The organism is Pseudomonas arcuscaelestis, from assembly GCF_016881005.1.
Lineage (GTDB): Bacteria > Pseudomonadota > Gammaproteobacteria > Pseudomonadales > Pseudomonadaceae > Aquipseudomonas > Aquipseudomonas arcuscaelestis.
Genome location: NZ_JACOPV010000016.1, coordinates 36,667 through 63,106 on the forward strand (window position 1 = coordinate 36,667; position 26,440 = coordinate 63,106).

At 60.3% G+C, this 26,440-nt stretch carries 28 protein-coding genes; 16 read left to right on the forward strand and 12 right to left on the reverse strand.

The window, feature by feature from the left end; translation table 11 throughout:
• The first annotated feature begins 57 nt into the window (after window positions 1-57).
• Together ttcA and H8F21_RS22900 are read left to right on the forward strand one after the other, a co-directional pair.
• Complete coding sequence (ttcA, locus tag H8F21_RS22895) at window positions 58-882, forward strand: tRNA 2-thiocytidine(32) synthetase TtcA (protein WP_203479676.1); 825 nt, start codon at window positions 58-60, stop codon at window positions 880-882.
• Between the two features lie 5 nt (window positions 883-887).
• Complete coding sequence (locus H8F21_RS22900) at window positions 888-1,559, forward strand: DNA-3-methyladenine glycosylase I (protein ID WP_203479675.1); 672 nt, start codon at window positions 888-890, stop codon at window positions 1,557-1,559.
• 57 nt (window positions 1,560-1,616) lie between these two features.
• On the opposite strand, the gene H8F21_RS22905 is transcribed toward H8F21_RS22900, so the two are convergent.
• Genes H8F21_RS22905 through arsC form a run of 3 tightly spaced genes read right to left on the reverse strand, consistent with a single transcriptional unit; the run spans window position 1,617 to window position 2,981 of the window.
• Window positions 1,617-2,033 (reverse strand): DUF2069 domain-containing protein, encoded by a 417-nt coding sequence (locus H8F21_RS22905; RefSeq protein ID WP_203479674.1) that lies wholly within the window; start codon window positions 2,031-2,033, stop codon window positions 1,617-1,619.
• Window positions 2,026-2,631 (reverse strand): NAD(P)H:quinone oxidoreductase, encoded by a 606-nt coding sequence (wrbA, locus tag H8F21_RS22910; protein ID WP_203479673.1) that lies wholly within the window; start codon window positions 2,629-2,631, stop codon window positions 2,026-2,028. The genes H8F21_RS22905 and wrbA overlap by 8 nt, the downstream gene beginning before the upstream one ends.
• On the reverse strand, window positions 2,628-2,981 hold the full coding sequence (gene arsC, locus H8F21_RS22915; protein ID WP_203479672.1) for an arsenate reductase (glutaredoxin): 354 nt from the start codon (window positions 2,979-2,981) through the stop codon (window positions 2,628-2,630). Before arsC ends, wrbA begins: the two co-directional genes overlap by 4 nt.
• Window positions 2,982-3,067: 86 nt before the next feature.
• On the opposite strand from arsC, the gene H8F21_RS22920 reads away from it, so the two are divergent.
• Entirely contained in the window at window positions 3,068-3,532 is a 465-nt protein-coding gene (locus tag H8F21_RS22920) for a TlpA disulfide reductase family protein (RefSeq protein WP_203479671.1), read from the forward strand.
• Window positions 3,533-3,619: 87 nt separating this feature from the next.
• Here the strand turns inward: H8F21_RS22920 and H8F21_RS22925 are convergent, their stop codons facing one another.
• The 4 genes from H8F21_RS22925 to H8F21_RS22940 form a co-directional block, all read right to left on the reverse strand.
• Window positions 3,620-4,024, reverse strand: a complete 405-nt coding sequence (locus H8F21_RS22925; protein WP_408004467.1) for an META domain-containing protein — start codon at window positions 4,022-4,024, stop codon at window positions 3,620-3,622.
• Entirely contained in the window at window positions 4,021-4,458 is a 438-nt protein-coding gene (locus H8F21_RS22930; protein ID WP_203479669.1) for a hypothetical protein, read from the reverse strand. The genes H8F21_RS22925 and H8F21_RS22930 overlap by 4 nt, the downstream gene beginning before the upstream one ends.
• 31 nt (window positions 4,459-4,489) lie before the next feature.
• Window positions 4,490-5,479 (reverse strand): 2-hydroxyacid dehydrogenase, encoded by a 990-nt coding sequence (locus H8F21_RS22935; RefSeq protein ID WP_203479668.1) that lies wholly within the window; start codon window positions 5,477-5,479, stop codon window positions 4,490-4,492.
• A gap of 65 nt (window positions 5,480-5,544) precedes the next feature.
• The gene (locus tag H8F21_RS22940; RefSeq protein ID WP_203479667.1) at window positions 5,545-8,298 is read right to left on the reverse strand and encodes a response regulator; all 2,754 of its coding nucleotides are present in this window, start codon (window positions 8,296-8,298) and stop codon (window positions 5,545-5,547) included.
• A gap of 217 nt (window positions 8,299-8,515) precedes the next feature.
• Between H8F21_RS22940 and H8F21_RS22945 the strand changes: the two genes are divergently transcribed.
• The 7 genes from H8F21_RS22945 (at window position 8,516) to H8F21_RS22975 (ending at window position 16,754) form a co-directional block, all read left to right on the forward strand.
• Window positions 8,516-9,235 (forward strand): response regulator transcription factor, encoded by a 720-nt coding sequence (locus tag H8F21_RS22945; RefSeq protein WP_203479666.1) that lies wholly within the window; start codon window positions 8,516-8,518, stop codon window positions 9,233-9,235.
• Entirely contained in the window at window positions 9,207-10,580 is a 1,374-nt protein-coding gene (locus H8F21_RS22950) for a sensor histidine kinase (RefSeq protein ID WP_203479665.1), read from the forward strand. Before H8F21_RS22945 ends, H8F21_RS22950 begins: the two co-directional genes overlap by 29 nt.
• A gap of 103 nt (window positions 10,581-10,683) precedes the next feature.
• The gene (gene cysM, locus H8F21_RS22955; RefSeq protein ID WP_203479664.1) at window positions 10,684-11,586 is read left to right on the forward strand and encodes a cysteine synthase CysM; all 903 of its coding nucleotides are present in this window, start codon (window positions 10,684-10,686) and stop codon (window positions 11,584-11,586) included.
• Entirely contained in the window at window positions 11,586-12,944 is a 1,359-nt protein-coding gene (gene rlmD / locus H8F21_RS22960; RefSeq protein WP_203479663.1) for a 23S rRNA (uracil(1939)-C(5))-methyltransferase RlmD, read from the forward strand. The genes cysM and rlmD overlap by 1 nt, the downstream gene beginning before the upstream one ends.
• 99 nt (window positions 12,945-13,043) lie before the next feature.
• Window positions 13,044-15,284 carry a GTP diphosphokinase gene (gene relA / locus H8F21_RS22965; RefSeq protein WP_203479662.1) on the forward strand — a complete coding sequence of 747 codons (2,241 nt, stop codon included), beginning with the start codon at window positions 13,044-13,046 and terminating at the stop codon, window positions 15,282-15,284.
• 74 nt (window positions 15,285-15,358) lie between these two features.
• Window positions 15,359-16,189: a nucleoside triphosphate pyrophosphohydrolase gene (mazG, locus tag H8F21_RS22970; protein ID WP_203479661.1), complete on the forward strand. Its 831-nt coding sequence runs from the start codon at window positions 15,359-15,361 to the stop codon at window positions 16,187-16,189.
• 25 nt (window positions 16,190-16,214) lie between these two features.
• Window positions 16,215-16,754, forward strand: a complete 540-nt coding sequence (locus H8F21_RS22975) for a DUF2058 domain-containing protein (protein WP_136474978.1) — start codon at window positions 16,215-16,217, stop codon at window positions 16,752-16,754.
• Between the two features lie 43 nt (window positions 16,755-16,797).
• Here H8F21_RS22975 and H8F21_RS22980 read toward each other — a convergent pair whose 3' ends face one another.
• The 4 genes from H8F21_RS22980 to purM form a co-directional block, all read right to left on the reverse strand.
• Complete coding sequence (locus H8F21_RS22980; protein ID WP_136474979.1) at window positions 16,798-16,980, reverse strand: hypothetical protein; 183 nt, start codon at window positions 16,978-16,980, stop codon at window positions 16,798-16,800.
• Window positions 16,981-17,165: 185 nt separating this feature from the next.
• Window positions 17,166-17,876: a DUF3108 domain-containing protein gene (locus H8F21_RS22985; protein ID WP_136474980.1), complete on the reverse strand. Its 711-nt coding sequence runs from the start codon at window positions 17,874-17,876 to the stop codon at window positions 17,166-17,168.
• 8 nt (window positions 17,877-17,884) lie between these two features.
• Window positions 17,885-18,538: a phosphoribosylglycinamide formyltransferase gene (purN, locus tag H8F21_RS22990; RefSeq protein WP_203479660.1), complete on the reverse strand. Its 654-nt coding sequence runs from the start codon at window positions 18,536-18,538 to the stop codon at window positions 17,885-17,887.
• Window positions 18,538-19,596 (reverse strand): phosphoribosylformylglycinamidine cyclo-ligase, encoded by a 1,059-nt coding sequence (purM, locus tag H8F21_RS22995; protein WP_203479659.1) that lies wholly within the window; start codon window positions 19,594-19,596, stop codon window positions 18,538-18,540. Before purM ends, purN begins: the two co-directional genes overlap by 1 nt.
• A gap of 345 nt (window positions 19,597-19,941) precedes the next feature.
• On the opposite strand from purM, the gene H8F21_RS23000 reads away from it, so the two are divergent.
• From H8F21_RS23000 to H8F21_RS23025, 6 genes are all read left to right on the forward strand, one after another.
• A complete protein-coding gene (locus tag H8F21_RS23000; protein WP_203479658.1) occupies window positions 19,942-21,009 on the forward strand; it encodes a DUF2066 domain-containing protein in 1,068 nt (355 codons plus the stop codon).
• 15 nt (window positions 21,010-21,024) lie between these two features.
• Window positions 21,025-22,098, forward strand: coding sequence for an AI-2E family transporter (locus H8F21_RS23005; protein ID WP_203479657.1), 1,074 nt, complete (start codon window positions 21,025-21,027; stop codon window positions 22,096-22,098).
• A 157-nt stretch (window positions 22,099-22,255) separates the two neighbouring features.
• Window positions 22,256-22,960, forward strand: a complete 705-nt coding sequence (gene hda, locus H8F21_RS23010) for a DnaA regulatory inactivator Hda (protein WP_010220358.1) — start codon at window positions 22,256-22,258, stop codon at window positions 22,958-22,960.
• A gap of 115 nt (window positions 22,961-23,075) precedes the next feature.
• Window positions 23,076-23,708, forward strand: a complete 633-nt coding sequence (locus tag H8F21_RS23015) for a C40 family peptidase (RefSeq protein WP_136474985.1) — start codon at window positions 23,076-23,078, stop codon at window positions 23,706-23,708.
• A gap of 134 nt (window positions 23,709-23,842) precedes the next feature.
• Window positions 23,843-24,373, forward strand: coding sequence for a C40 family peptidase (locus tag H8F21_RS23020; protein WP_203479655.1), 531 nt, complete (start codon window positions 23,843-23,845; stop codon window positions 24,371-24,373).
• Between the two features lie 16 nt (window positions 24,374-24,389).
• Complete coding sequence (locus H8F21_RS23025; RefSeq protein ID WP_203479654.1) at window positions 24,390-25,040, forward strand: O-methyltransferase; 651 nt, start codon at window positions 24,390-24,392, stop codon at window positions 25,038-25,040.
• Window positions 25,041-25,091: 51 nt separating this feature from the next.
• On the opposite strand, the gene H8F21_RS23030 is transcribed toward H8F21_RS23025, so the two are convergent.
• Complete coding sequence (locus H8F21_RS23030; protein ID WP_203585401.1) at window positions 25,092-26,408, reverse strand: PQQ-dependent sugar dehydrogenase; 1,317 nt, start codon at window positions 26,406-26,408, stop codon at window positions 25,092-25,094.
• Between the last annotated feature and the right edge of the window lie 32 nt (window positions 26,409-26,440).

Genomic DNA, 26,440 nt, shown 5'->3' on the forward strand with positions numbered 1-26,440 from the left:
CGACGGTTTGTGCGTAAAATATGCCGCTTTTGTCACACCTCGCGGATTTCAAGCGCTATGGGCACCCTTTCGGTCAACCAGAACAAACTGCAAAAACGCCTGCGTCGTCTCGCCGGCGAAGCCATTACCGACTTCAACATGATTGAAGACGGTGACAAGGTCATGGTCTGCCTGTCCGGCGGCAAAGACAGCTACACCATGCTCGATGTTCTGCTGTACCTGCAGAAGGTGGCGCCGATCAAATTCGAGATCGTCGCGGTGAACATGGATCAGAAGCAACCAGGCTTCCCTGAGCACGTGCTGCCGGCTTACCTCAAGGCCTTGGGCGTCGAGTACCACATCGTCGAGAAAGACACCTATTCGGTGGTCAAGGAGCTGGTACCGGAAGGCAAGACCACCTGCTCGCTGTGCTCGCGCCTGCGTCGCGGCACCCTGTACACCTTTGCCGACGAGATCGGTGCAACCAAGATGGCCCTGGGTCACCACCGTGACGACATTGTCGAGACGTTCTTCCTCAATATGTTCTTCAACGGCACCCTCAAGGCCATGCCGCCGAAGTTGCGCGCCGACGACGGTCGCAACGTGGTGATCCGCCCGCTGGCCTATTGCAGCGAGAAAGACATCCAGGCTTATTCGGACCTGAAGGAATTCCCGATCATTCCGTGCAACCTGTGCGGCTCGCAGGAAAACCTGCAGCGTCAGGTCGTGAAGGACATGCTGGTGGAGTGGGAGCGTAAAACGCCGGGCCGTACCGAGAGCATCTTCCGTGGCTTGCAGAACGTTGTGCCGTCGCAACTGGCTGACCGTAACCTGTTCGACTTCGTCAACCTAAAGATCGACGAAACCGCCACCCCGCGCTTTGTTGACGTGATGAACATCTGACCGGCATGCGCGATTACCAATGGTTGCATGAGTATTGCCTGAACCGCTTCGGCTCCGCGGCGGCCCTGGAAGCCCATCTGCCCCAGGCCAGGACCGCAGAGCAGCTGCGTGCTATCAGCGCCGACCGTTATCTGTCGACCTTGGCGTTGCGGGTGTTTCGCGCCGGGCTCAAGCACAGTCTGGTGGATTCCAAGTGGCCGGCTTTCGAACAGGTGTTCTTTGGCTTCGATCCGCACAAGGTCGTGTTGATGGGCGCCGAGCACCTGGAACGGCTGATGCAGGACACGCGCATCATTCGCCACCTGGGCAAGCTCAAGAGCGTGCCGCGCAATGCGCAGATGATGCTCGACGTGGAAAACGAGCGGGGCAGCTTTGCTGCCCTGATCGCCGATTGGCCGGTCACCGATATTGTCGGTTTATGGAAGTACCTGGCCAAGCATGGCAACCAGATGGGTGGGTTGTCGGCACCGCGCTTCTTGCGCATGGTCGGCAAGGATACGTTCATTCCTACCAACGACATGAGCGCAGCGTTGATTGCCCAGGACATCATCGACAAGCCGCCGACCAGCCAACGCGACCTGGCGTTGGTCCAGGCTGCTTTCAACCAGTGGCATGCTGAAAGTGGCCGGCCGCTGTGTCAGTTGTCGGTGATGCTCGCGCACACCGTCAATCATTGAGGCACCTACCGGGTGATGTCGGCTTAGCCACACGGTAGGAGCGAGCTTACCCCGCGTTCAATTCGAGCCTTCACCGGCCAGGCGCCGGTCATACTGGAAGCGCCAGCGCACATACAGCAAGGCACTGATGAACAGCGCCAGGCTGATTGCCACTTCCAGCCAGCCGAACAGTGCCCGCGCTGGGTCGAATGCAGCCAGTACCCCTTTGATGAAGTACAGGTTGACCACAAAACAGGTCCAGGCATGAGCGCGGGCGTTGCCCAGCAGCATGCCCGGTAGCAACAGCGCCAGCGGCACCAGTTCTACCGCCAGGATCACCCCGGTGCGGGCGCCATGCAGGTCGGCGAACATCAGGTTGTTGATCGTCAGCAGCGCAATCAGGCCAAAAAAGCTTGCCAGGCTCAATGCGCGGACTAGCCGCAGGCGCGGCATCAACCAGTCGATAGAGGGCAGTACCTTGGGCTTTTTAGCCACGGCTGTTCTCCAGCAGTTTGGCAGTGCTGGCCAGGCGTTGGCCCAACGCGCGGCACAGGGCGATTTCGTCAGCATCCAGGTCGCGTTTGCCGTCTGCCCCGGCGTGATGGCTGGCGCCATAAGGGGTGCCGCCACCGCGGGTTTCCAGCAACGCCGACTCGCTGTAGGGCAGCCCCATGATCAGCATGCCGTGGTGCATCAACGGCAGCAGCATCGACAGCAGGGTCGATTCCTGGCCGCCATGCAGGCTGGCGGTGGAGGTGAACGCCGCTGCCGGCTTGCCGACCAGACCACCGCTGAGCCACAGGCTGCTGGTGCCATCGATGAAGTACTTCAGTGGCGCAGCCATGTTGCCGAAGCGTGTCGGGCTGCCCAGGGCCAGGCCCGAACAATGGCGCAGATCGTCAAGGGTGGCGTACAGCGCGCCGGCGACCGGAATGTCCGGGGCCACGGCCTCACATTCGGTGGAAATCGCCGGAACGGTACGAATTCGTGCTTCCAGGCCTTCCATTTCGACACCGCGGGCAATCTGCCGGGCCATTTCACTTGTCGAGCCGTGGCGGCTGTAAAACAGGATCAGGATGTAAGGTGCGCTCACGGCAGGATCTCCAGAACCTTCTCCGGAGGACGGCCAATAACCGCTTTGTCACCGGCAACCAGAATAGGGCGCTCGATCAGTTTTGGGTGCTTGACCATGGCGTCTATCAGTTGCGCATCGCTCAAGGCCGGGTCAGCCAGGTTGAGCGCCTTGTACTCGTCTTCACCGCTGCGCAGCAATTGACGCGCACCTACGCCCAATTTGCCGAGCAGGGTCGTGAGGGTCGCTGCATCGGGTGGGGTTTCCAGGTAGCGCACAACAGTGGGGGCCAGGCCACGGGCTTCGAGAAGTTCGAGGGCACCGCGAGATTTCGAGCAGCGTGGATTGTGATAAAGCGTCAGGTCAGTCATGTTCGGGTCGCATCCAGCAGGGTGTGGCAGCTATTCTAACCGCAGCGACTTCGCATTTTGCTTGAATCTTCGAGAAGGATTGACCCATGACAAGGCGTTTTGCAGCAGCACTGGCCATCACCGCGAGTTTGTTGCTCAGCGGTTGCGGTGCAGACTATGGCCTGGACCAGAACGGCCAGACTGTGAAAGCCGAGCAGATCGACGGGCACTGGCTGGTGCTCAATTACTGGGCGGAATGGTGCGGGCCCTGCCGTACCGAAATCCCAGAACTCAATGCCGCCGCCAAGCAATGGCAGGCGCAAGGCATCAAGGTTGTGGGCGTCAACTTTGACGGCCTGCAAGGCGATGACCTGAAAAAAGCCACAGAGGCACTGGGTATTGGCTTCACCGTCCTGGCCCAGGACCCGGCCGAACGTTATGAGCTACCGCGCAGCGAAGCGTTGCCTGTCACCTACATCATCGATGACAAAGGCAAAGTACGCGAGCAGTTGATGGGCGAGCAGACACTGGAAGGACTGAACGCAAAAATCAAGGCTCTCAAGGGGGTCTGAAGCGTCAAGCTACAAGCTGCAAGAAAGAGCAGGAGGTTCACCCCTTGCTTTTACTTGGTGCCTGTAGCTTGTAGCTTAAGGCTACCGTCAGCCCTCTTCAGGCCAAAAGCGCAGTGGCTTGCCTTCGGCAGGCCAGAAGCGTACTTGTTCGATTGGCGAGATGTCCCAGCGTTGCACGGTCTCCAGGGCCTGGAGGAAGCGCTTTTCCTGTTCCATCAAGGCCGGTGCGCACATTTTGCGGGTGCTGCCGACTTTGCCGAAGGTGATTTTGTCGCCGTCGAGCTGGTAGGGCGCGAACCAGTGGTTGCAACCGCCATTGCCATAGGCCCGGCCATCGCTGGCCAGGGTCAGGGTCAAGTGGCTGTAGTCCATCAGCGGGCGCTCGCCAATCCATTCCAGCAGGTAGCTGCGCTCCTGCTCCAGCTTCATTGGCTCGGCAGCGCAGCCCAGCAGCACTGTGCCGGTCAGGGCCGCGAGCAGCAGGTTTTTCACTGGGCCGTCTCCTTGCATTTCGGGCACAGGTGCTTGTCGCCACGGCTGCTCCAGCCCAGTTCAGCGATGCGTGCGCTGGCGGCCGGCTGCAAGGCTTTCTTGCCAAGCTTGGCGTCTACCGCGAATTCGAAGCTGAGGTTGGCCTGGCAGCTGTCGCAGTTGACTTCCCAGGTGTGGATCGCCAGTTCGCCGAACACCGGGCCACTGGCAACCGCGACCCATTGGCCGGTTGGGTTGATCAAGTGGCGTACGGTTTCCACGGTCAGGCGCATGGACAAGTCCTTGCTGCCCTTGAGGGTGACCAACAACACGTCATTTTTCTTGATCGAACCGCCATTGCCGGTCACTTGGTAGCGACCCGGCACCAGCGCGCGGCATTCGATCAGGGTGTATTGCGGATTAAACAGGGTGTAGCGGAAATCGTGTTCGACCATGGGTCCTCCAAATCTGCCGCGTATCCTAGCATCAACCCTCGACCAAGTTCTGCGGATTGCCTGCCGCCCAGCGGGTAATGTTGTCCAGCGTCGTCTCAGCAATGGCTGCCAGTGCTTCGCGGGTGAGGAATGCCTGGTGGGCGGTGACGATAACGTTGGGGAAGGTCAGCAAGCGCGCCAGTACATCGTCCTGCAATGGCAGGTCGGAGCGATCCTCGAAAAACAGCTGGGCTTCTTCTTCGTAGACGTCCAGGCCCAGATAGCCCAGTTGACCGTCCTTCAATGCCTCGATCAGCGCTGGGGTATCGATCAGCGCGCCGCGACCGGTGTTGATCAACATGGCACCCGGCTGCAACTGCCCAAGGCTCTGTGAGTTGATCAGGTGCTGAGTCTGTTCGGTCAGGGGGCAATGCAGGCTAATGATCTGCGCCTGGCGTAACAACTCCGGCAGCTCAAGATAGGTGGCGCCCAACGCCAGCAACTCAGGGTTGGGGTAGGGGTCATAGGCCAGCAGCTTGCAGCCGAAGCCGGCCATGATGCGCGCAAACGTGGCGCCGATCTGGCCGGTGCCGACCACGCCGACCGTTTTGCCATGCAGATCGAAGCCGGTCAGCCCGTGTAGACTGAAGTTGCCTTCGCGGGTTCGGTTGTAGGCGCGGTGCAGGCGGCGGTTCAGCGCCAGGATCAGGGCGACGGCATGTTCCGCCACGGCGTGCGGTGAGTAGGCCGGTACCCGCACCACTGCCAGGCCCAGGTGTTTGGCTGCGGCCAGGTCGACATGGTTGTAGCCGGCTGAACGCAGGGCGATCAGGCGAGTGCCGCCGTCGGCGAGGCGCTTGAGCACGTCAGCGTTCAAATCATCATTGATGAAGGCGCACACCACTTCATGGCCGTGGGCCAGGGCTGCGGTGTCTTCAGTCAGCCGCGCCGGTTGAAAGTGCAGGTCCAGCCCGTGGCTTGTCACGGCACTGGTAAAACTGTCCTGGTCGTAGGTCTGGCTGCTGAAAAACAATACGCGCATGGGGTCATCCTGAGTCAATTGCGAACAAGTCTAACCGCGGGCGCCAGTGTTGAACTTGCTTTGGATCAGGCGCTCAGGCGTGCCTGGGCGGTCAGCCGCAGGATAGCCCGGTCCAATTCGTCCAAGGCTCGCGGGGCTTCGGGGTCGTTCTGTTTGAGCAGGGTTTCACTGCGTTGGCAGGCTGCGCGCAACTGTGGCACGCCGCAGTAGCGCGAAGCGCCATTGAGGCGGTGCACGCGCTCGATCATGCCGTTGCGATCAGCCGCTTCGCGGGCGATGCGGATAGCCTCGCGGTCGGCTTCCAGTGACGCGAGCAACATGGCCAGCATATCGGCGGCCAGGTCCGGCTTGCCCGCGGCCAGGCGTAAGCCTTCTTCGGGGTCAAGTACCTTGAGTTCGCTGCTGTTGGCGATGCGCTCCGCTGTGCGTTCGTGGTTGGGTGCGCTGAGGTTCAAGCCGGTCCACTTGAGCACCACCTGGGCCAGTTGGCGCTCGCTGATCGGTTTGGTCAGGTAGTCGTCCATTCCGCTGTGCAGCAGCGCACGCTTTTCGTTGGCCATGGCGTGGGCGGTGAGGGCGACAATAGGCAGTGGAGCGCCGCCTTGGCTGATCTCCCACTGGCGTATCTGCTCGGTGCACTCGCGACCATCCATGCCCGGCATTTGCACATCCATCAGCACCAGGTCGAAGCGCTCATCCTGAACCGCCTGTACTGCTGCGTAACCGCTGTCGACCGCCAGCACTTCGGCGCCTAGATCCTCGAGCAAGGTTTGCACCAGCAGAAGGTTGGCCGGGTTGTCGTCGACGCAGAGCACTTTAGGCGATGGCTGGTCGCTGCTGGCTTTGGCTTCACTGTTGATGCGCCGTGGCTGAACCAAATCAAGCAGGGCACGGCGCAATTTGCGTGTACAGGCAGGCTTGGCTTGTAGTTGGCCGTGGGCGTTGGGCAGGTAAGGGTGATAAAGCGCCTGCTCGGTGGTAGGACAGAGCACCAGCGCCTGGCAGTCCAGGCGCTCCAGTTGTTGCACGTACTGACCCAGGCGTTCGGGAGAAACGCTGTCCAGGTTTACGCCCATGACCGCCAGGGTAAAGGGTTCGCCTGCCATCCGTGCGGCTGCTACTGCGTGCAGCAGCGGGTCAATGGAGTTGAAGGCGGTAACGCGCAGGCCGCAATCTTCCAGTTGATGTTCCAGGGCCTGCAGCGCCAGTTCATGGGCGTCGACTATCGCCACCCGACGGTCCACCAGCGATTGCAGCGGCAGATCCTCCGCGTCGTCGCGGGCCTTGGGCAGACGCAAGCTGACCCAGAATTGCGAGCCTTCGCCCGGGGTGCTGTCGACACCGATTTCACCGCCCATCTGTTCGATCAGGCGCTTGGCGATCACCAGCCCCAGGCCGGTGCCACCCGGCTGGCGCGACAGTGAGTTGTCGGCCTGGCTGAAGGCCTGGAACAAGGCGCGGACATCCTGGCTGGTCAGGCCAATGCCCGTATCCTGGACACTGATCCGCAGTTGCACGCTGTCTTCGTGCTCTTCTTCGAGCATGGCCCGGGTAACAATGGTGCCTTCGCGGGTGAACTTGATGGCGTTGCTGACCAGGTTGGTCAGGATCTGCTTGAGGCGCAGTGGGTCGCCCACCAATGACAAGGGGGTGTCGCGGTACACCAGGCTGACCAGCTCCAACTGTTTGGCATGCGCGGCCGGGGCCAGAATGGTCAGGGTGTCCTGGATCAGGTCGCGCAGATTGAACGGAATGCTGTCGAGCACCAGCTTTCCTGCTTCGATCTTGGAGAAGTCGAGAATCTCGTTGATGATGCCGAGCAAGTTGCCGGCAGACTTCTCGATGGTGCCCAGATAGTCGTGTTGACGCGGCGTCAGCTCGCTTTTTTGCAACAGGTGGGTAAAACCAAGAATACCGTTGAGCGGTGTACGGATCTCGTGACTCATGTTGGCGAGGAATTCGGATTTGATCCGGCTGGCTTCCAAGGCCTCTTTACGGGCCATGTCCAGTTCGATGTTCTGGATCTCGATGGTCTCCAGGTTCTGTCGAACGTCTTCGGTTGCCTGGTCGATACTGTGTTGCAACTCTTCATGAGCGTTTTGCAGGGTCTCGGCCATGCGGTTGATGCCTGAGGCCAACTCGTCCATTTCGTAGCTGCCCATCACCGGCAGGCGCTCTTCCAGGTTGCCATCCTTGAGTTGAGTGACGGCGTGCTTGATCTCGCTGATAGGGCCATTGATCGTGCGGCTCATGCGCAGAGCCAACAAGGCAGTGGCAAGCATGCCGAAGAAAATCAGCAACAGGCTGGTGAACAGGCTGCGGTAGCCGCGCAGTAGGGTGCCATCGTGGGACAGTTCGATTTCTACCCAGCCCAGCAGGCGATCAGCTTCGCTGGGAATGCGATCACCGGCCAGGTCGCGATGATGACCGAAGACGGGAAGCAGGTAGCGAGTTGCATCGCTACCGGAACGCTCAAGCATTTCCGTACCGCCGCCGGAAGGCGCTTGATTGAGCATGGAGGGGCCAGCATGGGCAAGGTTGTTGCGGCCCGGATCGCGGAAAGCCACCGCACGTACATCGGGCTGGTCCAGCGCCTGGGCAGCAATTCGCTCCAGTTGCGCTGGGTCGTGACGAACCAGGGCCGGGGCAACCAGCGGCGCCAGGTGCTCGGCAATCATTTTGCCGCGCTGCAACAGTTGGGTTTGCAGCTCGTTCTGCTGCAGCCAGGTGAAATAGCTGCCCAGCACCAGGGCCATCAGCCCAGCCGGTAATAAAGCTAACAGCAACACGCGGCTGCGAATTCCCAAACGATTCAGCACGCAACTCTCCTGTGCCTGGCAAGTGCTGTAGCCGCCCTCAGCACAAGCTGTGCGGGCCAAGACGGAAAAGTACCGCGCCTTCTCGTGCATTGCACTCATTTGTATCTACTTTTGACGCTGGACGATGCGCCAACCTCGAATCAACCAGCAGTTGCGGGTTGCCTGCGCAAGGTAATTACTCAATAATCGCGCAATTGAGAATTACTAGCAGCAGCCAATGAATCCCGTAGCTATTAGCGAATCCAGCATTCTTGCCATTGAGGACGATCCGGTCCTCGGTGCCCATTTGCACGAAGAACTGCAGCGTGGTGGTTTCAAGGTTACCTGGTGCAAGAATGGCCTGGATGGATTGGATGCCGCGCGCGCGTCGCGTTTCGATGTGGTGCTGATGGACATCCTGCTTCCAGGTCTGAACGGCTTGGATGTGCTGGCCAGGCTTCGTGAAAAAAGCTCGACACCGGTCATCCTGATGTCGGCCCTGGGCGCAGAAGCGGATCGCATCAGTGGTTTCCAGCGGGGTGCCGATGACTACCTGCCCAAGCCGTTCAGCATGGCTGAGCTGCAGGTACGAATTGAAGCGATCCTGCGCCGCGTGGCGCTGGAGCGCCGCCGCCAGCAGCCAGCCCCCACCGCGCAAGTGGGGGCGCTGCAGTTCGACGAGCAGACCTGCGATGTGTGCTGCGACGAGCGTTGGGCCGGCCTGACACTCAGTGAATACCGCCTGCTCGACACCTTGCACCGTAGCCATGAGGAAGTGCTGAGCAAGGCATTTCTGTATCAGCAGGTGCTGCAGCGCGGTTATTCCCGGCATGATCGCAGCCTGGACATGCATGTCAGCCAGATCCGCCGAAAGCTCAAAGCCATCGGCTACCAGGAGCGTGAAGTGCGCACGGTGTGGGGCAAGGGTTATGTGCTCAGTGCGGCAGAGGTCAACTGAATTGCCCACTCGCCACTCGTTGTTCTGGAAACTGGCCATTCTTCTGGTGGGCTTTTGTTTGCTGATGATCGGTCTGAGCATGAGCTGGGGCCGTCATATGGAAACCCAGAATGCGTTTCTCTCCGATGACGCCCGTGCCACCTTGACCGGCTATGCCGCCGAGGCCGAGCAAGCCTGGGAGCAGGGCGGCCAGGCTGGGGTGGACGCATGGTTGGCCGAGATGACCGGCAGGGAAGGGACCTGGATGGCGGTGCTGGGGAAAGATTTGCAATCGTTGAGCAGCACACCGCTATTGCCTGAGCAAAGCCGCAAGATAACCTTTTTGCGTGGCATCGACTGGCCGGTGAGCCGGCGGGTAATCGGCCTGCCGTGGATGCGTGTACCGTTTGTGCAGCACCCGGAACAAGGGTTGTTGGTAGTGGAATTGCCTGAGCGCCTGATGCCCGGCCAATACCGCCTGTTCTGGCAGTTCATTACCAATGGCGTGATCCCCGGGCTGTTCACCCTGCTGCTGTGCGTCGGGCTGTATCGCATGTTGATCATGCCGCTGATCCAGTTGCGTGAGCAGGCCAATGCCTGGCGGGCGGATCGCTTGTCGGCGCGGGTCGCCAGCAGCACCACCAGCCGCCAGGATGAACTGGGTGAACTGGGCCGCGCATTTGATGACATGGCCGAGCGCCTGCAAGGCACCGTCGCGTTGCAGCAACAATTGCTGCGCGATCTTTCGCATGAGTTGCGCACCCCGCTGAGTCGCCTGCGCGTTGCCAGCGAAGGCGAAACCGATGCCGGGCAACTGCGTGAGCGCCTCGGGCGCGAAGTCGACTGCATGCAGCGTCTGGTCGAAGACGCCTTGCAGCTGGCCTGGCTCGATACCGAGCGCGCGCCGATGAGCAAGGAGCCGATCCAGATCCAGGCGCTATGGGAAATGCTCGCCGAAGACGCCTGCTTTGAAAGTACCTGGCCGTCGTCGCAATTACGTTGCGATGTAGGTCCCGCGTGCTGGGTGCAGGGCAACCTCAATAGCCTTGCCCAGGCCTTGGAAAACATTCTGCGCAACGCCATCCGCCACTCGCCGGCCAATGGTGTGATTCGCCTGGGTGGCCAGCGCCAGGGCGAGCACTGGCTGCTATGGCTGGAAGACCAGGGTGGCGGCGTCGCCGAAGGCGAGCTTGAACGAATCTTCGCCCCGTTCGCCCGCCTCGATGGCTCGCGCCCCGGAGACGGCGGCTTCGGCCTGGGCCTGAGCATTGCGCGCAATGCTGTCGTGCGCCAGGGCGGACGCCTATGGGCGCAGAACACAGGCCAAGGCCTGCGCCTGAACTTCCAGCTCCCTGCATCGGCCTGAAGCTTATAGCTTTCCGGCATAAGCCCAGTACATTGCGTGATATGGACGGGGCACTTTTGCCGGTATGATAGGCGCCCCCGCAGTCTGGATTGCGAACTACGCCATGACCTTGCAGTACCCAACCATCGCCGATTGCGTCGGCAACACGCCTCTGGTCCGCCTGCAGCGCATTGCCGGTGAAACCAGCAACACCCTCCTGCTCAAGCTTGAAGGTAATAACCCGGCAGGTTCGGTCAAGGACCGACCCGCGCTATCGATGATCACCCGCGCCGAACTGCGTGGGCAGATCAAGCCAGGCGATACGTTGATCGAAGCGACCTCGGGTAATACCGGCATCGCCTTGGCCATGGCGGCGGCGATCAAGGGTTACAAGATGATCCTGATCATGCCCGACAACTCTAGTGCCGAGCGCAAGGCAGCAATGACCGCCTATGGTGCCGAGTTGATTCTGGTCAGCAAGGAAGAAGGCATGGAAGGTGCTCGCGACCTTGCCGACCGTCTGCAGGCCGATGGCCGTGGCCTGGTGCTCGACCAGTTCGGCAACGGTGACAATCCAGAAGCGCACTATGTCAGCACCGGTCCCGAGATCTGGCAGCAGACCCAGGGCAGCATTACTCATTTCGTCAGTTCCATGGGCACCACCGGCACCATCATGGGCTGCTCGCGTTACCTCAAGGAGCAGAACCCGGCCGTGCAGATTGTTGGGTTGCAGCCGATGGAAGGCTCGGCCATCCCGGGCATTCGCCGCTGGCCTGAAGAGTACCTGCCGAAAATCTACCAATCCGATCGCGTTGATCGCGTGATCGATATGGCGCAGGTCGAAGCTGAAGAAACGACGCGTCGGCTGGCTCGAGAAGAGGGCATTTTCTGCGGTGTGTCCTCCGGTGGTGCAGTGGCGGCGATGTTGCGCCTGTCGCGTGAACTGGAAAACGCCGTGATCGTGGCAATTATTTGTGACCGTGGCGACCGTTACCTGTCGACCGGCATTTTCGACGCGGCGAACTGATGTCCAAAAGTAAACGCAACAGCGGTCTGCGCTTCCAGCCGACCGGCGGCAGCCGTGCACCACAGATTCCTGCGGGAAAAAAACAACGCCTGCGCATCGAGCGCCTGGCGGGGGATGGTCGTGGCATCGCCTTTTTCGAGGGGCGTACCTGGTTTGTCAGTGGTGCGCTGGCTGAAGAGGACGTCGAGGCCCGGGTGCTCAATACTCATGGCAAGGTCGTCGAGGCGCGCCTGGAGCGTGTGTTCACCTCCAGCCCGGAGCGCCGCGAAGCGCCGTGCAAGCATTTCGATCGGTGTGGCGGCTGCAACCTGCAGCACTTGGCCCATGCTGATCAGTTGAACATCAAGCAGCGCTTGCTCGCCGAGCAGTTGCAGCGGGTTGCCGGTGTGGCGCCCGAGCACTGGGTCGCGCCGTTGAGCGGACCGGAGTTCGGTTACCGGCGCCGGGCGCGCGTTGCGGTGCGTTGGGACGTCAAGGCGAAGAAGCTGGAAGTCGGCTTTCGCGCCGAGGCCAGCCAAGACATCGTCGCCATCGAAGAATGCCCGGTACTGGTACAACCCTTGCAGTCGATCATGTGTCACCTGCCAATGCTCTTGCAGAGTCTGAGCAAGGCGCAGGTGATTGGGCATGTCGAATTGTTCAGTGGCACGGCGTTGGCCTTGCTGGTGCGCCATACCGCTGCACTGGCTGAGGGCGACCAGGCGCGCTTGCAGGCATTCTGCAATGAGGCAGGTGTACAGCTATGGTTACAAGGCGAGGGTGAACCTTCGGCTGTCGAGGCAGGTCAGACCCTCGGCTTTACCCTGGCACCGTGGAATCTCGAGCTTGCCTACCGGCCTGGAGATTTCGTTCAGGTGAACGCCGAGGTCAACACCGCGATGATCGAGCAGGCACTGCAATGGCTGGCGCCAAAGGCTGACGAGCGGGTACTCGATTTGTTCTGCGGCTTGGGCAATTTCGCCCTGCCGCTGGCTCTGCAGGCACGCGAAGTGGTGGCAGTGGAAGGTGTACAGGCAATGGTCGAGCGCGCAGCGGCCAATGCACGAAGCAACAATCTGCATAATGTGCAGTTTTTTCAGGCCGATTTATCGCAGCCATTGTCCGCCTCCGGCTGGGCCGCTGGGGGCTTTTCTGCGGTACTCTTGGATCCACCGCGAGACGGTGCTTTCGAGGTGGTGCGAAAAATCGCAGACCTCGGTGCGAAACGTCTCGTATATGTATCGTGCAACCCGGCAACCCTGGCCCGCGACACGCTCGAGCTGGTCAGGCAGGGTTACCGGTTAAAATGTGCCGGGATTCTCGACATGTTTCCTCAGACGGCGCATGTCGAAGCCATGGCGTTATTCGAAGCGGGCTAGCGGGACTGGCGCGTCAGGCGCTGCACCTCGGGTCCGGCAGGGGCAGCACCAGTGATTTCAAGCGCATCGTGAATGCGCTGTAGGGAAAGGTAAACAAAGATGGTACAGGTGAGAGTGCACCAGCCGGTCAACAACGACGGCAGTATCAATCTCGAAGCATGGCTGGATCATGTGGTGAGCGTCGACCTGGCGCTGGACCGTGAGGCGCTTAAAGAGGCTTGCGAGTTCGCTCAGGAAATCGAGACAAAGGGCAACCCGGCCAAGCATTCCTGGGCTGACGGAACCTCGAGTTTCCAGGCTGGACTGGAAATTGCCGAAATCCTTGCCGATCTCAAGCTCGACCAGGATTCCCTGGTCGCTGCGGTTATCTACCGCGCCGTGCGTGAAGGCAAGGTAACCCTGGCTGAAGTCGGTCAGCGCTTTGGGCCGGTGGTGTCCAAGCTTATCGATGGTGTGCTGCGCATGGCCGCCATCAGTGCCAGTCTCAGCCCACGTCAATCGTTGGTGCTGGGTTCGCAAGCGCAAGTCGAGAACCTGCGCAAAATGCTTGTGGCTATGGTCGATGATGTGCGCGTGGCGCTGATCAAGCTGGCCGAACGTACCTGTGCAATTCGCGCGGTCAAGGGTGCTGACGACGAGAAACGCAACCGTGTCGCCCGCGAAGTATTCGATATCTATGCACCCCTGGCGCACCGTCTGGGTATCGGTCATATCAAGTGGGAGTTGGAGGACTTGTCCTTCCGCTACCTGGAGCCCGACCAGTACAAGCAGATCGCTAAACTGCTGCATGAGCGACGCCTGGATCGTGAACGCTTCATCAGCGATGTGATGAACCAGCTGCAGAACGAGCTGCTGGCCACCGGGGTCAAGGCCGATATCAGCGGCCGAGCCAAACACATCTATTCGATCTGGCGCAAAATGCAGCGCAAAGGCCTGGAGTTCAGCCAGATCTACGACGTGCGAGCGGTGCGTGTACTGGTTCCGGAAATGCGCGACTGCTACACCGCGCTGGGGATCGTGCATACCCTCTGGCGGCACATCCCCAAAGAATTCGATGACTACATCGCCAACCCCAAGGAAAACGGCTACCGCTCGCTGCACACTGCGGTCATCGGTCCTGAGGGCAAGGTGCTTGAAGTTCAGATCCGTACCCATGCCATGCACGAAGAGGCCGAACTCGGCGTGTGTGCGCACTGGCGTTACAAGGGTACCGATGTCAAATCCGGCTCCAACCATTACGAGGAGAAAATCTCCTGGTTGCGCCAGGTGCTGGAATGGCACGAAGAATTGGGCGACATCGGTGGTCTGGCCGAGCAGTTGCGCGTGGATATCGAACCGGATCGGGTGTATGTCTTTACCCCGGACGGGCACGCCATCGATCTGCCCAAGGGTGCTACACCGCTGGATTTCGCCTACCGGGTGCATACCGAGATTGGTCACAACTGCCGTGGCGCGAAGATCAATGGGCGGATCGTGCCGCTCAACTACAGCCTGCAGACTGGCGAGCAGGTCGAGATCATTACCAGCAAGCACGGCAATCCGAGCCGCGACTGGTTGAACTCCAACCTGGGTTACGTCACCACTTCGCGGGCGCGGGCCAAGATTGTCCATTGGTTCAAGCTGCAGGCGCGTGATCAGAACGTTGCGGCCGGCAAAACCCTGCTCGAACGCGAACTCAACCGTTTGGGTCTACCGCAGGTGGACTTCGAGCGGTTGGCGGAAAAAGCCAACCTCAAGGCCGCCGAGGACATGTTTGCCTCGCTTGGGGCTGGCGATCTGCGTCTGGCTCATCTGGTCAACGCCGCGCAGCAACTGGTTGAGCCAGAGCGCAGCGGGCATATCGAGCTGGTGCCACGCAAAGCCACCGGCTATAAGCCGGGCAAGCGCGGCGATATCCAGATCCAGGGCGTCGGCAACCTGCTCACGCAAATGGCCGGTTGCTGCCAGCCATTGCCGGGAGACGCGATTGTCGGCTACATCACCGTAGGCCGTGGTGTAACCATCCACCGTCAGGATTGCGCCTCGGTGCTGCAACTGGCCGGGCGTGAACCGGAGCGGATCATCCAGGTAAGCTGGGGCCCGGTACCGGTGCAAACCTATCCGGTGGATATCATCATTCGTGCCTATGACCGCCCAGGCTTGCTGCGAGATGTCTCCCAGGTACTGCTCAACGAGCGGATCAACGTTCTGGCGGTCAACACCCGCTCGAACAAGGAAGACAACACGGCGCTGATGTCGCTGACCATCGAGATTCCTGGCCTGGATGCCCTTGGGCGCCTGCTGGGTCGGATCTCGCAGTTGCCGAACATCATCGAGACGCGGCGAAACCGTACGCCTTGAGACTGTCCTCGCGAAGCCGGCCCCCGCAGTGTGAGGACCGGCTAGCCTCGCGAAGGCCTTAGCAGAGATCACCGATGTATACCCTAGACGACCTGCTTCACCTCATGGCCCGACTGCGTGACCCGCAGCACGGTTGCCCATGGGATTTGAAGCAGACCTACGCGACCATCATTCCCTACACCCTGGAAGAAGCCTACGAAGTGGCCGACGCGATCGAGCGCGGCGATTTCGAGCACTTGCAGGGTGAACTGGGCGACCTGCTGTTCCAGGTCGTCTATTACAGCCAGTTGGCCCGTGAAGAAGGGCGATTCGAGTTTGCCGGGGTTATCGACAGCATTACGCGCAAGCTTATCCGTCGTCACCCACACGTGTTTCCCACCGGCGAGCTGTACGCATCATTGGATACGCCAAAGCTCGACGAGGCTGAGGTCAAGCAGCGCTGGGAGCAGATCAAGGCTCAAGAGCGCGCCGAAAAGGGCGTTCCCGAACAGCTGTCGTTGCTTGACGATGTGCCAGCCGCCTTGCCAGCGTTGTCCCGAGCCGCCAAGCTGCAAAAGCGTACGGCCCAGGTCGGCTTCGATTGGCCCGATCCGTTGCCGGTGCTGGACAAGGTGCGAGAAGAACTCGACGAAGTGCTGCAAGCGATGGCCGACAATGACAGTGAGGCGCTGGCCGATGAGCTGGGTGACCTGCTGTTTGCCACGGTCAATCTGGCCCGGCATTTGAAAGTCGACCCGGAAAACGCCTTGCGCGGCGCGAATCAAAAGTTTGAACGACGTTTCCGTTTTATCGAGCAGGCATTGCGCGACAGTGGGCGTTCGATTGAAGATTGCACCCTAGAAGACATGGATGCGCTTTGGGGCGAAGCCAAACGTCAGGAAAAGAACCTGCCCAGCTGCGGCTGAGTAGACGCACATAAGTGAGTGAACGATGAGCCTTTCCCTTCGTGACCAATTGCTCAAAGCCGGTCTGGTTAACCAGAAGCAGGTCAAGCAGGTCAGTAAAGAGCAGAAGAAACAGAAGCGCCTGGAGCATAAGGGCCAGGTCGAAGTTGACGATACCCAGCAGCGGCTGGCCAAGGAAGCCATGGCCGAGAAAGCCAAGCGCGACCAGGAACTGAACCGCCAGCAGCAGGAGAAAGCCGAGCAGAAGGCCCGTGCCGCCCAAGTCAAGCAATTGATCGAGGTGTCGCGCCTGCCCAAGTTGACCACCGAGGACTACTACAACTTCGTCGACGACAAGAAGGTCAAGCGCCTGTCGGTCAATGCCCTGATGCGCAGTAAGCTGAGCAGCGGCTCACTGGCCATCGTTGCCCATGGTGGGGGTTACGAGGTTATTCCGCGTGAAGCGGCACTGAAGATCCAGGAGCGCGATCCCAAGCGTATTGTTCTGCTCAATACCCAGGTCGACGAGCCGGATGCCGATGATCCTTACGCGGCCTACGTGATCCCTGACGATCTTATGTGGTAAACACGACAAACCCCGCCTTGGCGGGGTTTGTTTTTTTTGCAGGCTATTCCTGCTGCCGCCTGGCCTCCAGGCATTCCAGTTCGATTCGGTAGTTATGGGCTTCATGCTCGGTATGGAACATGCCTACCAGTTCGCCTTGTTGGTGCACATCCCAGATGCGTACACCCGCAGCCAGGACTTCGTAGGACATTCTGTTGTCGTCGTGCTCAGTTACTTTGACAGTCATCTGCAAACTCCGATTCAGTTACCTGCGGCACCTTGTCGCAGGTCTCTTTTATAGAGTTTGTTAGCTGGCTACGTAAATGCTTGGCGCATGAAACATCTTTCATGCAAGCTGCTAAATCGCTCGCGTAGAAAAAAGAAACCCCGCACCAGGCGGGGTTTCAGCGTAACCATCAGCAGGGCAATAAATCAGTTGCCCTTGACCGCCTTGCCGTCAACCGTACCGTCTTGCAGCACGATTACGTACTCTTTGCCGTCGGTCTCGACTTGGCGCAGTTGTACTAGCAGGTAATCCCAGTCTTTGGCAAACCACAGCTCGGTAATGCGCTTGCTCTGGCTTGGATCGCGCACGCGTTCAACCTTGATAGCCTCGACCTGGCCGGTCTTGGTGGTGACTTTTTCGGTGCCCAGGACGCGGAAGTCATAGGTGTCGATTTCGTCGCCATCGACCACTTGGTAGCTGACGCTCTTCTTGCCGGCGGCTACATCGTGTTGCAAGGCCAGTTGGTAGGTGGACTTGTCCAGCACGCCGCGGTTCAGCGGCAGCTTGACTGCGTCACCACGGTCGGAACCGGTAATGAGCTTGCTGTTCCAGTCAAAGTCGAGGTCGACTTTCTTGGCCTTGCCCAGGCCACCACGTTCGAAATGGTAGGTCTGTGGCAGCAGGGTGTCCTTGTCCAGACGCAGGGTACTTTGCTCGGTCAGGCTGGCGATCATCATCGATGCCTTGAAGTTGAGGCTCCAGGTACCGTTGGCGTTCTTTTCCAGGCTGCGTTCAGCGGTACCGCTCATTGGCAGCTGTTTCCAGTCGGCGGTGTAGCTGGCCGAAAATGGCTTCAGATCGGCTGCCTGAAGCGGCAGTGCGAGCACGGCAAGTGCGAAGAGCAGGGCGCGACGCATAGTATCTCCTAGGATCGAATCAAGTGGCCGCTGGCCGCCAGGGGCTGGCCATCCAGTAGAGCACCGTGCTCGCCAAGGCGCAAACGACCTTCGGCAAACCAGCGCACCGCCAGCGGGTAAATCTGATGTTCCTGGCGGTGAACCCTTTGCGCCAGGCTTTGCGGTGTGTCGTCCAACTCTACCGGTATTACTGCCTGTACGACCAGCGGCCCGCCATCGAGTTCCTCAGTAACGAAGTGCACGCTGCAGCCATGCTCGCCGTCACCGGCCTCAAGGGCGCGCTGATGGGTGTGCAGGCCTTTGTACTTGGGCAGTAGCGATGGATGGATATTCAACAGGCGGCCGTGGTAATGGCGTACGAATCCTGCGCTGAGGATGCGCATGAAACCGGCCAGTACCACCAACTGCGGCTGGTAGCCATCGATCAGCTCGACCAGCGCTGTGTCGAACGCTTCGCGGCCGTCAAAGGCCTTGTGGTCGAGCACGGCGGTGTCGATGCCCGCATCGCGGGCGCGCTGCAGGCCATAGGCATCGGCGCGATTGGAGATGACCGCGCGGATTCGCACCGGGCTATCGCCGGTGCGAACGCTGTCGATCAAGGCTTGCAGGTTACTGCCGGTGCCAGACAGCAGCACCACAACGTCACAAGTCTTGCTTGGCATCAGTGCGCCTTGACGTTCTTCAGCTCGACCTGGGCAGCGCCTTCGGCGGCAACGCCGATTTGGCCGATGACCCATGGCTGCTCGCCAGCTTCACGCAGAACGTTCAGGGCAGTTTCAACCTGGTCCTGGGCTACGCAGATGACCATGCCAACGCCGCAGTTGAGGACGCGGTGCATTTCGTGCTCGTCGACGTTGCCTTTTTCCTGCAGCCAGTCGAAGACCACCGGGCGTACCCAGCTGGCGACGTCAACAACGGCCTGGGCGCCTTTTGGCAGCACGCGTGGGATGTTGTCGAGCAGGCCGCCACCGGTGATGTGGGCCATGGCCTTGACTGCGCCGGTATCTTTGATCAGCTTGAGCAGCGGCTTGACGTAGATGCGGGTCGGGGCCATCAGCAACTCGGTCAGCGGTTGGCCGTCGAGCTGGATATTTTCAATGTCGGCACCCGACACTTCGATGATCTTGCGGATCAGCGAATAGCCGTTGGAGTGTGGACCGGAAGACGGCAGGGCGATCAGCGCGTCGCCAGCGGCAACCTTGGTGCCGTCGATGATTTCGGCTTTTTCCACTACGCCGACACAGAAACCAGCCAGGTCGTAGTCTTCGCCTTCGTACATGCCAGGCATTTCAGCGGTTTCACCGCCAACCAGGGAGCAGCCTGCCAGTTCGCAGCCTGCGCCGATGCCGGTTACCACGGTGGCAGCGACGTCAACGTTCAGCTTGCCGGTCGCGTAGTAGTCGAGGAAGAACAGCGGTTCTGCACCGCAAACGACCAGGTCGTTGACGCACATGGCGACCAGGTCCTGGCCGATGCTGTCGTGCTTGTTCAGGTTCAGCGCCAGGCGCAGCTTGGTGCCCACACCATCGGTGCCGGAGACCAGAACCGGCTGTTTGTAGCCAGCCGGGATCTCGCAGAGGGCGCCAAAGCCGCCCAGGCCGCCCATGACTTCCGGGCGCGCCGTGCGCTTGGCAACGCCTTTGATGCGTTCGACCAATGCTTCACCGGCGTCGATGTCTACACCGGCGTCCTTGTAGCTCAGGGAGGGTTGCTTGCTCATGATCCAGGCCTTTAGGGGGGAGGGATTCAGGGGAATCGACCGTGACCTGCCAGGCAAAGCGGAGGGTAATCCAGCTGCCTGACCGTCGCCGGTCTGCGAAGGCGCGCGATTTTATCAGGGTTGCCCCGTAGCGGCCATCCTCAGGCCGACGGGCAGGGCCAAGATCAGCTAAAAAAATAGTCTTTAACCGTGTCCGACTGGTTGCCAGGGCGCAGGCTGTATAAGGTATAGCAAAGGCTATTTGATCAAATCGAGCGCAGTGGCTGAATGTTTTGCACGGTGCTGCGGTCATAGCCACGTTCTTCTATAAGCATCGCTTCTTTATTACCAGGACAGGAATCCTCCATGCGTTTGCGTAATTACCTGACCATTGGCTGTCTTGCCTTGTTTGCATGCTCGGCCCAGGCCGAAACCGTCCCCGGCCTTTATCAGGTCCGCGAGCCGGTCGATGGCCAGGGCGCCGAAGCCCGCGCCCAAGCTACAAGCAAAGCCCTGGATACCCTCGTGTTGCGCCTGACGGGCGACCCCAAGGCGGCCCAGAGCCCGGCCTTGGCCGGGTTGCGCAAGGATCCGCAACAAATCATCAGTCAATTCGGCTTCGAAGCTGGGCCACCGGAAACCGTACTAGTGGATTTCGATCCGGGAACCACCGAGCGCACCTTGCGTCAGGCGGGCCTGGCGCTGTGGGGCAACAACCGCCCCTCAATCCTCGGCTGGTGGTTGAACGACAGCGTTGAAGGCTCAAGCCTGGTCGGCGATGGCCAGGGCAGTGCCGAGCCGTTGCGCCGTGCGGCCCAGCACCGCGGTCTGCCATTGCGTCTGCCGTTGGCGGACCTCAACGAACAATTGCTGGCAACGGCCAAGAATCTTGAAGGTGCCGATCCTGCGCCGCTGCGCGATGCATCCGAGCGTTATGGCGCTGATGCGCTGCTGGCCGTTCATGCCAGCGAGGCCGATGGCAAATGGCAGGGCACCTGGCGCCTGTGGTTGGGCGACCAGCGCGAGCAGGGCAAAGTCGAGGGCGCCGATCAGGCTGCCTTGGCAGATGCGGTGATGCTTGCGGTGAGCAATCGCCTGGCGCCGCGTTTCGTTGCTCGTCCCGGTGCCAGCAGCGAAATGCAGGTGCAGGTCCAGGGTATGAACCTGGCTCGCTATGCCGAACTGGGCCGCGTGCTGGAACCCTATGGCGCACGCCTCAATCTTGTTGACGGCGATACCCTTACTTACCAGGTGACCGGCAACAGCGATCAGTTGCGTGCCCAACTCGGCTTGGCCAAGCTCCAGGAGCTGCCCGCCGAGGCGCCGGTACCGCCGCCAGTTGCCGATCCGGCCACTCAGGCCACTGCGTCCAACCCGGCAGCAGCTCAGGCCGCCGCCCCTAAACCGTTCAATGGCCTGCGTTTTCGCTGGTAGTAACCGAGGTTGTTCATGACTGATATGCGTCGCTGGGTCTGGCTGGGCGTAGCGCTGCTGTGCGCAGCCTTGTTGTACTGGCTGCACCCGATCCTTTCGCCTTTTCTGATTGGCATCATGCTGGCCTACCTGGCGGATCCGCTGGTCGATCGCCTGGAGCGTGCCGGAATGTCCCGCACCTGGGGCGTGGTAGTGGTCTTCACTTTGTTTACCCTGCTGCTGACGCTGTTGCTGCTGGTGTTGGTGCCGATGCTGGCCAAGCAACTGATACGGCTCTATGAGCTGGCGCCGCAGATGCTCGACTGGCTGCAGCATGACGCGCTGCCCTGGGTGCAGACGCGGCTGGGTCTGGCCGACGGGTTCTGGAAGTTCGACAAGATAAAGGCTGCCATCAGCGGCCATATGGGGCAGACCACCGACATTGTCGGGGTCATTCTGTCCCAGGCCACGGCGTCAGGCCTGGCGTTGCTGGGCTGGTTGGCGAACCTGGTGCTGATTCCGGTGGTGAGCTTCTATCTGCTGCGCGACTGGGACGTGATGATGGCCAAGATCCGCAGGCTGTTGCCGCGCCAGCGTGAAGAAAGGGTGGTTGCATTGGCCGCGGAGTGCCATGAAGTGCTGGGCGCTTTCGTTCGCGGTCAACTGCTGGTGATGCTGGCGTTGGGCATCATCTACGCTTCTGGCCTGATGTTGGTCGGCCTTGAACTGGGCCTGTTGATTGGCTTGCTGGCGGGGCTGGCAGCGATCGTGCCGTACATGGGTTTCATCATCGGCATCGGCGCGGCAATGATTGCCGGCTTGTTCCAGTTTGGCGGTGATCCTTATCCGCTGATGGGCATCGCTGCGGTCTTCATGGTCGGCCAGGCGCTGGAAGGCATGGTCCTGACGCCGCTGCTGGTGGGCGACCGTATCGGCCTGCACCCGGTGGCGGTGATTTTCGCCATTCTGGCCGGCGGTGAACTGTTCGGGTTCACCGGGGTGCTGTTGGCGCTGCCGATGGCGGCGGTGATCATGGTATTGCTGCGCCATGTCCATGATCTCTATAAAGAGTCGGACATGTATGCGGGCGAGATCGACCCGGAACTCTAGCTTAATGGCCAAAGGCTTTCATCGATTATCAGGCGTCGATGCAAGCCTTTGATTTTACTTGTGGTCCGCGCTGATTGTGCGACCGGCGCCACGGGTATAAACTTTGCAGACTTTTCACAAAAGGCCCCTTGTGGTTCTTCGGAACTGCCCAGCCAGCATGAAACCGATCCAGTTGCCCTTGGGTGTGCGTCTGCGTGACGACGCCACCTTCATCAACTATTACCCGGGTGCCAACGCCGCAGCATTGGGCTACGTTGAGCGACTCTGCGAAGCCGACGCCGGCTGGACCGAAAGCCTGATTTATCTCTGGGGCAAGCAGGGCGTGGGGCGCACCCATTTGCTCCAGGCGGCCTGCTTGCGCTTCGAGCAATTGGGCGAACCCGCTGTATACCTGCCGCTGGCACAACTGCTCGACCGCGGTGTCGAGTTGCTGGACAACCTCGAACAATACGAACTGGTGTGCCTCGACGACCTGCATGTCATTGCCGGCAAGCCAGAGTGGGAAGAGGCCATGTTCCACTTGTTCAATCGCCTGCGCGACAGTGGCCGGCGGTTGCTGCTGGCAGCCTCCAGTTCACCTCGGGAATTGCCAATCAAGCTGGCAGACCTCAAGTCGCGCCTGACCCTGGCGCTGATCTTCCAGATGCGTGCGTTGTCTGACGAAGACAAACTGCGCGCCCTGCAATTGCGTGCTTCTCGTCGTGGCTTGCACCTCACCGATGAAGTCGGGCACTTCATTCTCACCCGCGGCACCCGCAGCATGAGTGCGCTTTTCGATCTGCTCGAGCGCCTGGATCAGGCGTCATTGCAGGCTCAACGCAAGCTCACCATCCCGTTTTTGAAAGAAACCTTGGGCTGGTAAAGCAGGTTCTAGAGCCTCGGCACATAAAAGTCACATTTTTTTCGATTGAATTTGCAAATCGACCCGATAGAAGGCATAGTTTCCCCCTCTTTAAATTCCAGACACGGTCGTGCCCATGCTAAAGCGCTTCGCACCCCTCGTGCCCCTCGCACTTGTGACCCTGCTTTTCGGCTGCGCAGCACATAGCCCTGTTTCGCAGCAGCAGGTTGAGCAACCCGTTAGCGCCCAGCTTTCGAGCCAGTCCTCCCTCTCTTCGGTATTCGAAGAAGAAATGGCGACTGAAGAAGAGCTGCAAGATTTCGCCAGCAGCAAGCCATACCAGCTGCCAGCCCTGGCAGACAACATTCTTGAACGTGGCATGTCCCTGATCGGTACCCGTTACCGTTTTGGCGGCACCTCCGAGAACACCGGCTTTGATTGCAGCGGTTTCATCGGCTACCTGTTCCGCGAAGAGGCCGGCGTGAACCTGCCGCGTTCTACCCGCGAAATGATCAACGTGAAGGCCCCGCTGGTTGCACGTAACAACCTCAAGCCGGGTGACCTGCTGTTCTTCAGCACCAACGGCCGCGGCCGTGTAAGCCACGCCGGCATCTACCTGGGTGATGATCAGTTCATCCACTCCAGCAGCCGCCGCAGCGGTGGTGTGCGCATCGACAAGCTCGGTGATCGCTACTGGAGCAAGACCTTCATTGAAGCTAAGCGTGCATTGGCCATGGCACCGACCGCGACTACCATCTCGCGCAACTGATCATGAACCTTTGCGGTATCACGGCGACGTAGCTGAAAAGCTCGTCGCCGTGCGTATTTACAGAAAGCGTCTAATCTAAATTCTCAACTATTTCCGGTCTAACACCGGGCGGCCTCAGACAGGATGTTCTGACCATGGCGATTAAGGCGCGCTTCGCTCTATTTTCCCTGCTGGCACTGCTCGGTGCCTGCTCTAGCCATGCCCCGGCCCCGAAAGTGGTCGAGCCCGTTGTCATGGCCCCTCAAGTGTATTTCTCCCCCGTTGCCGAAGACGTTCTGTTCCGTGCCCTGGGCCTGGTCGGTACGCCTTATCGCTGGGGCGGCAACACACCGGATGCCGGGTTTGATTGCAGCGGCCTGATTGGCTACGTCTATCGTGATGCTGCGGGCATTGCGCTGCCGCGCACCACACGCGAGATGATCGGTATCCGTGGGCCGAGTATCGAGCGCGGTTCCCTGCAGTCCGGGGACCTGGTGTTCTTTGCCACCAGTGGCGGCGCTCAGGTCAGCCATGCTGGCATCTACGTTGGCGAAGGCCGCTTCGTTCACGCTCCCTCTGCCGGTGGCACCGTGCGTCTGGACTACCTGTCCAACAGCTACTGGAACAAGGCGTACCTGAATGCCAAGCGGGTCATTGTGCCTGCTCATCTGGCCCGCAACCCCTGACCTTTTGAGGTAGGCGATGACTGCGCAAACGCTCTACCTCGATGATGCTCTCTACCACTACCTGCAAGCGGTGTCCGTACGCGAGACGCCGTTGCTGGCACGCCTGCGCGTAGCAACCCAGGCGTTGCCCGAAGCGCGATGGCAAGTAGCACCGGAGCAGGGCCAGTTGCTGGCATTGCTGGTGCGGTTGATCGGCGCACAACGGGTGATCGAGGTCGGAACCTTTACCGGCTACAGCGCCTTGTGCATGGCGCAGGCGATGGATCATGGGCAATTGCTGTGCTGTGACCTGCCAGGCTCCTACAACGACATTGCCTGGCAATACTGGCGCGAAGCTGCAGTGGCCGAGCGCATCGAAATGCGCTTGGGGCCGGCCTTGCAAACCCTGGCCACCTTGCCAGATGAGCGATATGACCTGATCTTCATCGATGCCGACAAGGCCAATTACCCACTTTACCTGGAAGAGGCGCTGCGCTTGCTGCGCACGGGCGGCCTGGTCGTGTTCGACAACACCCTGTGGAGCGGGCGAGTTTTGCAGGAGCAGGCGGACAGTGACGATACGCGCGCGATCCAGGCATTGAACCTGGCGCTGAAGAACGATCTGCGTGTCGACCTGTCGATGCTGCCGATAGGCGATGGTCTGACACTCTGCCGCAAGCGTCTGTAGACAGGCGCCGGCGCTTTGCAACAGGTTGCGGGGCGCGCTGCGAGTTGAAGGCTATTGGGCCTTGCTTACCCGCCAGATCTTGTTGCCCACGTCATCGGCTACCAGCAAGCCGCCACGCTGATCATTGATTACACCCACCGGCCGGCCCATGGCCTTGCCTTCGTCATTAAGAAAACCGCTGAGCAGGTCGATGGGTTTGCCCGCCGGTTTGCCGGCACTGCTGAATGGCACGAAGATCACTTTGTAGCCGCTGTGCGGTTTGCGGTTCCAGGAGCCGTGCTGGCCGATGACCGCGCCTTGTTCGAATGGCGGTGGCAGTACGCCGGGCTCAGCGAAGGTCAGGCCCAGTGAGGCGGTGTGCGGGCCGACGGCGTAGTCCGGGGCGATGGCCTTGGCGACCAGCTGCGGGTTCTGGGGGCTGACCCTTTTATCGATATTCTGGCCATAGTAGCTGTACGGCCAGCCATAAAAGCCACCGTCCTTGACTGAGGTGATGTAGTCGGGCACCAGGTCGCTGCCGATTTCGTCACGCTCATTGACTGCTGTCCACAGCTGTCCGCTGTGGGGTTCCCAGGCCATGCCGTTGGGGTTGCGCAGGCCGGATGCGAACAAGCGTTGCTTGCCGCTGGCGGGGTCGACTTCCCAGATCGCTGCGCGGCCCTTCTCCTTATCCAGGCCGTTTTCGCCGACATTGCTGTTAGAGCCGACAGTTACATAGAGCTTCTTGCCGTCGAGGCTGGCAATCACGTTTTTGGTCCAGTGATGATTCAAGGGGCCGCCGGGTAGAACGGCTACCAGGGTGCCGGGGCCCTGGATCGAGGTGGCGCCGGGCTGGTAGTTGAAACGCAGCAGGCGATCGGTGTCGGCCACGTAAAAGTCGTTGCCGATCAGCGCCATGCCAAATGGCGAATTGAGGTTTTCGATAAAGGTTGTGCGCGTTTCGGCTACGCCATCTTGATCGCTGTCACGCAGCAGGCTGATGCGGTTGGCGCTCGGCACCCCGGCACCGGCGCGGCTCATGGCCTTGCCCATGATCCAGCCGCGAATGCCCTTGCCATCTTCGGGCTTGGGTGGGGCATTGGTTTCGGCCACCAGCACATCGCCATTGGGCAATACATACAGCCAGCGCGGATGGTCCAGGCCTTCGGCAAAAGCTGCCACCTGAGTGCCAGCCGCTGCTACTGGCTTGGCGCCCTGGGGCCAGCCGATGGCCGGGGCGACGTTGACGGTAGGGATCAGGGTTTTGTTCGGTTCGGGCAACTGCGGTGAGGGTCCGAAACCGTCGCTGACCTCCAAGCGAGCGGTTTCCCCGCAGCCACTCAAGCCGGCGGCAACCGCCAATAGCAACGCAATCCTGTGCATGCCCATGTCATTCCCCTTGCAAAGTTGACCACTGTAAA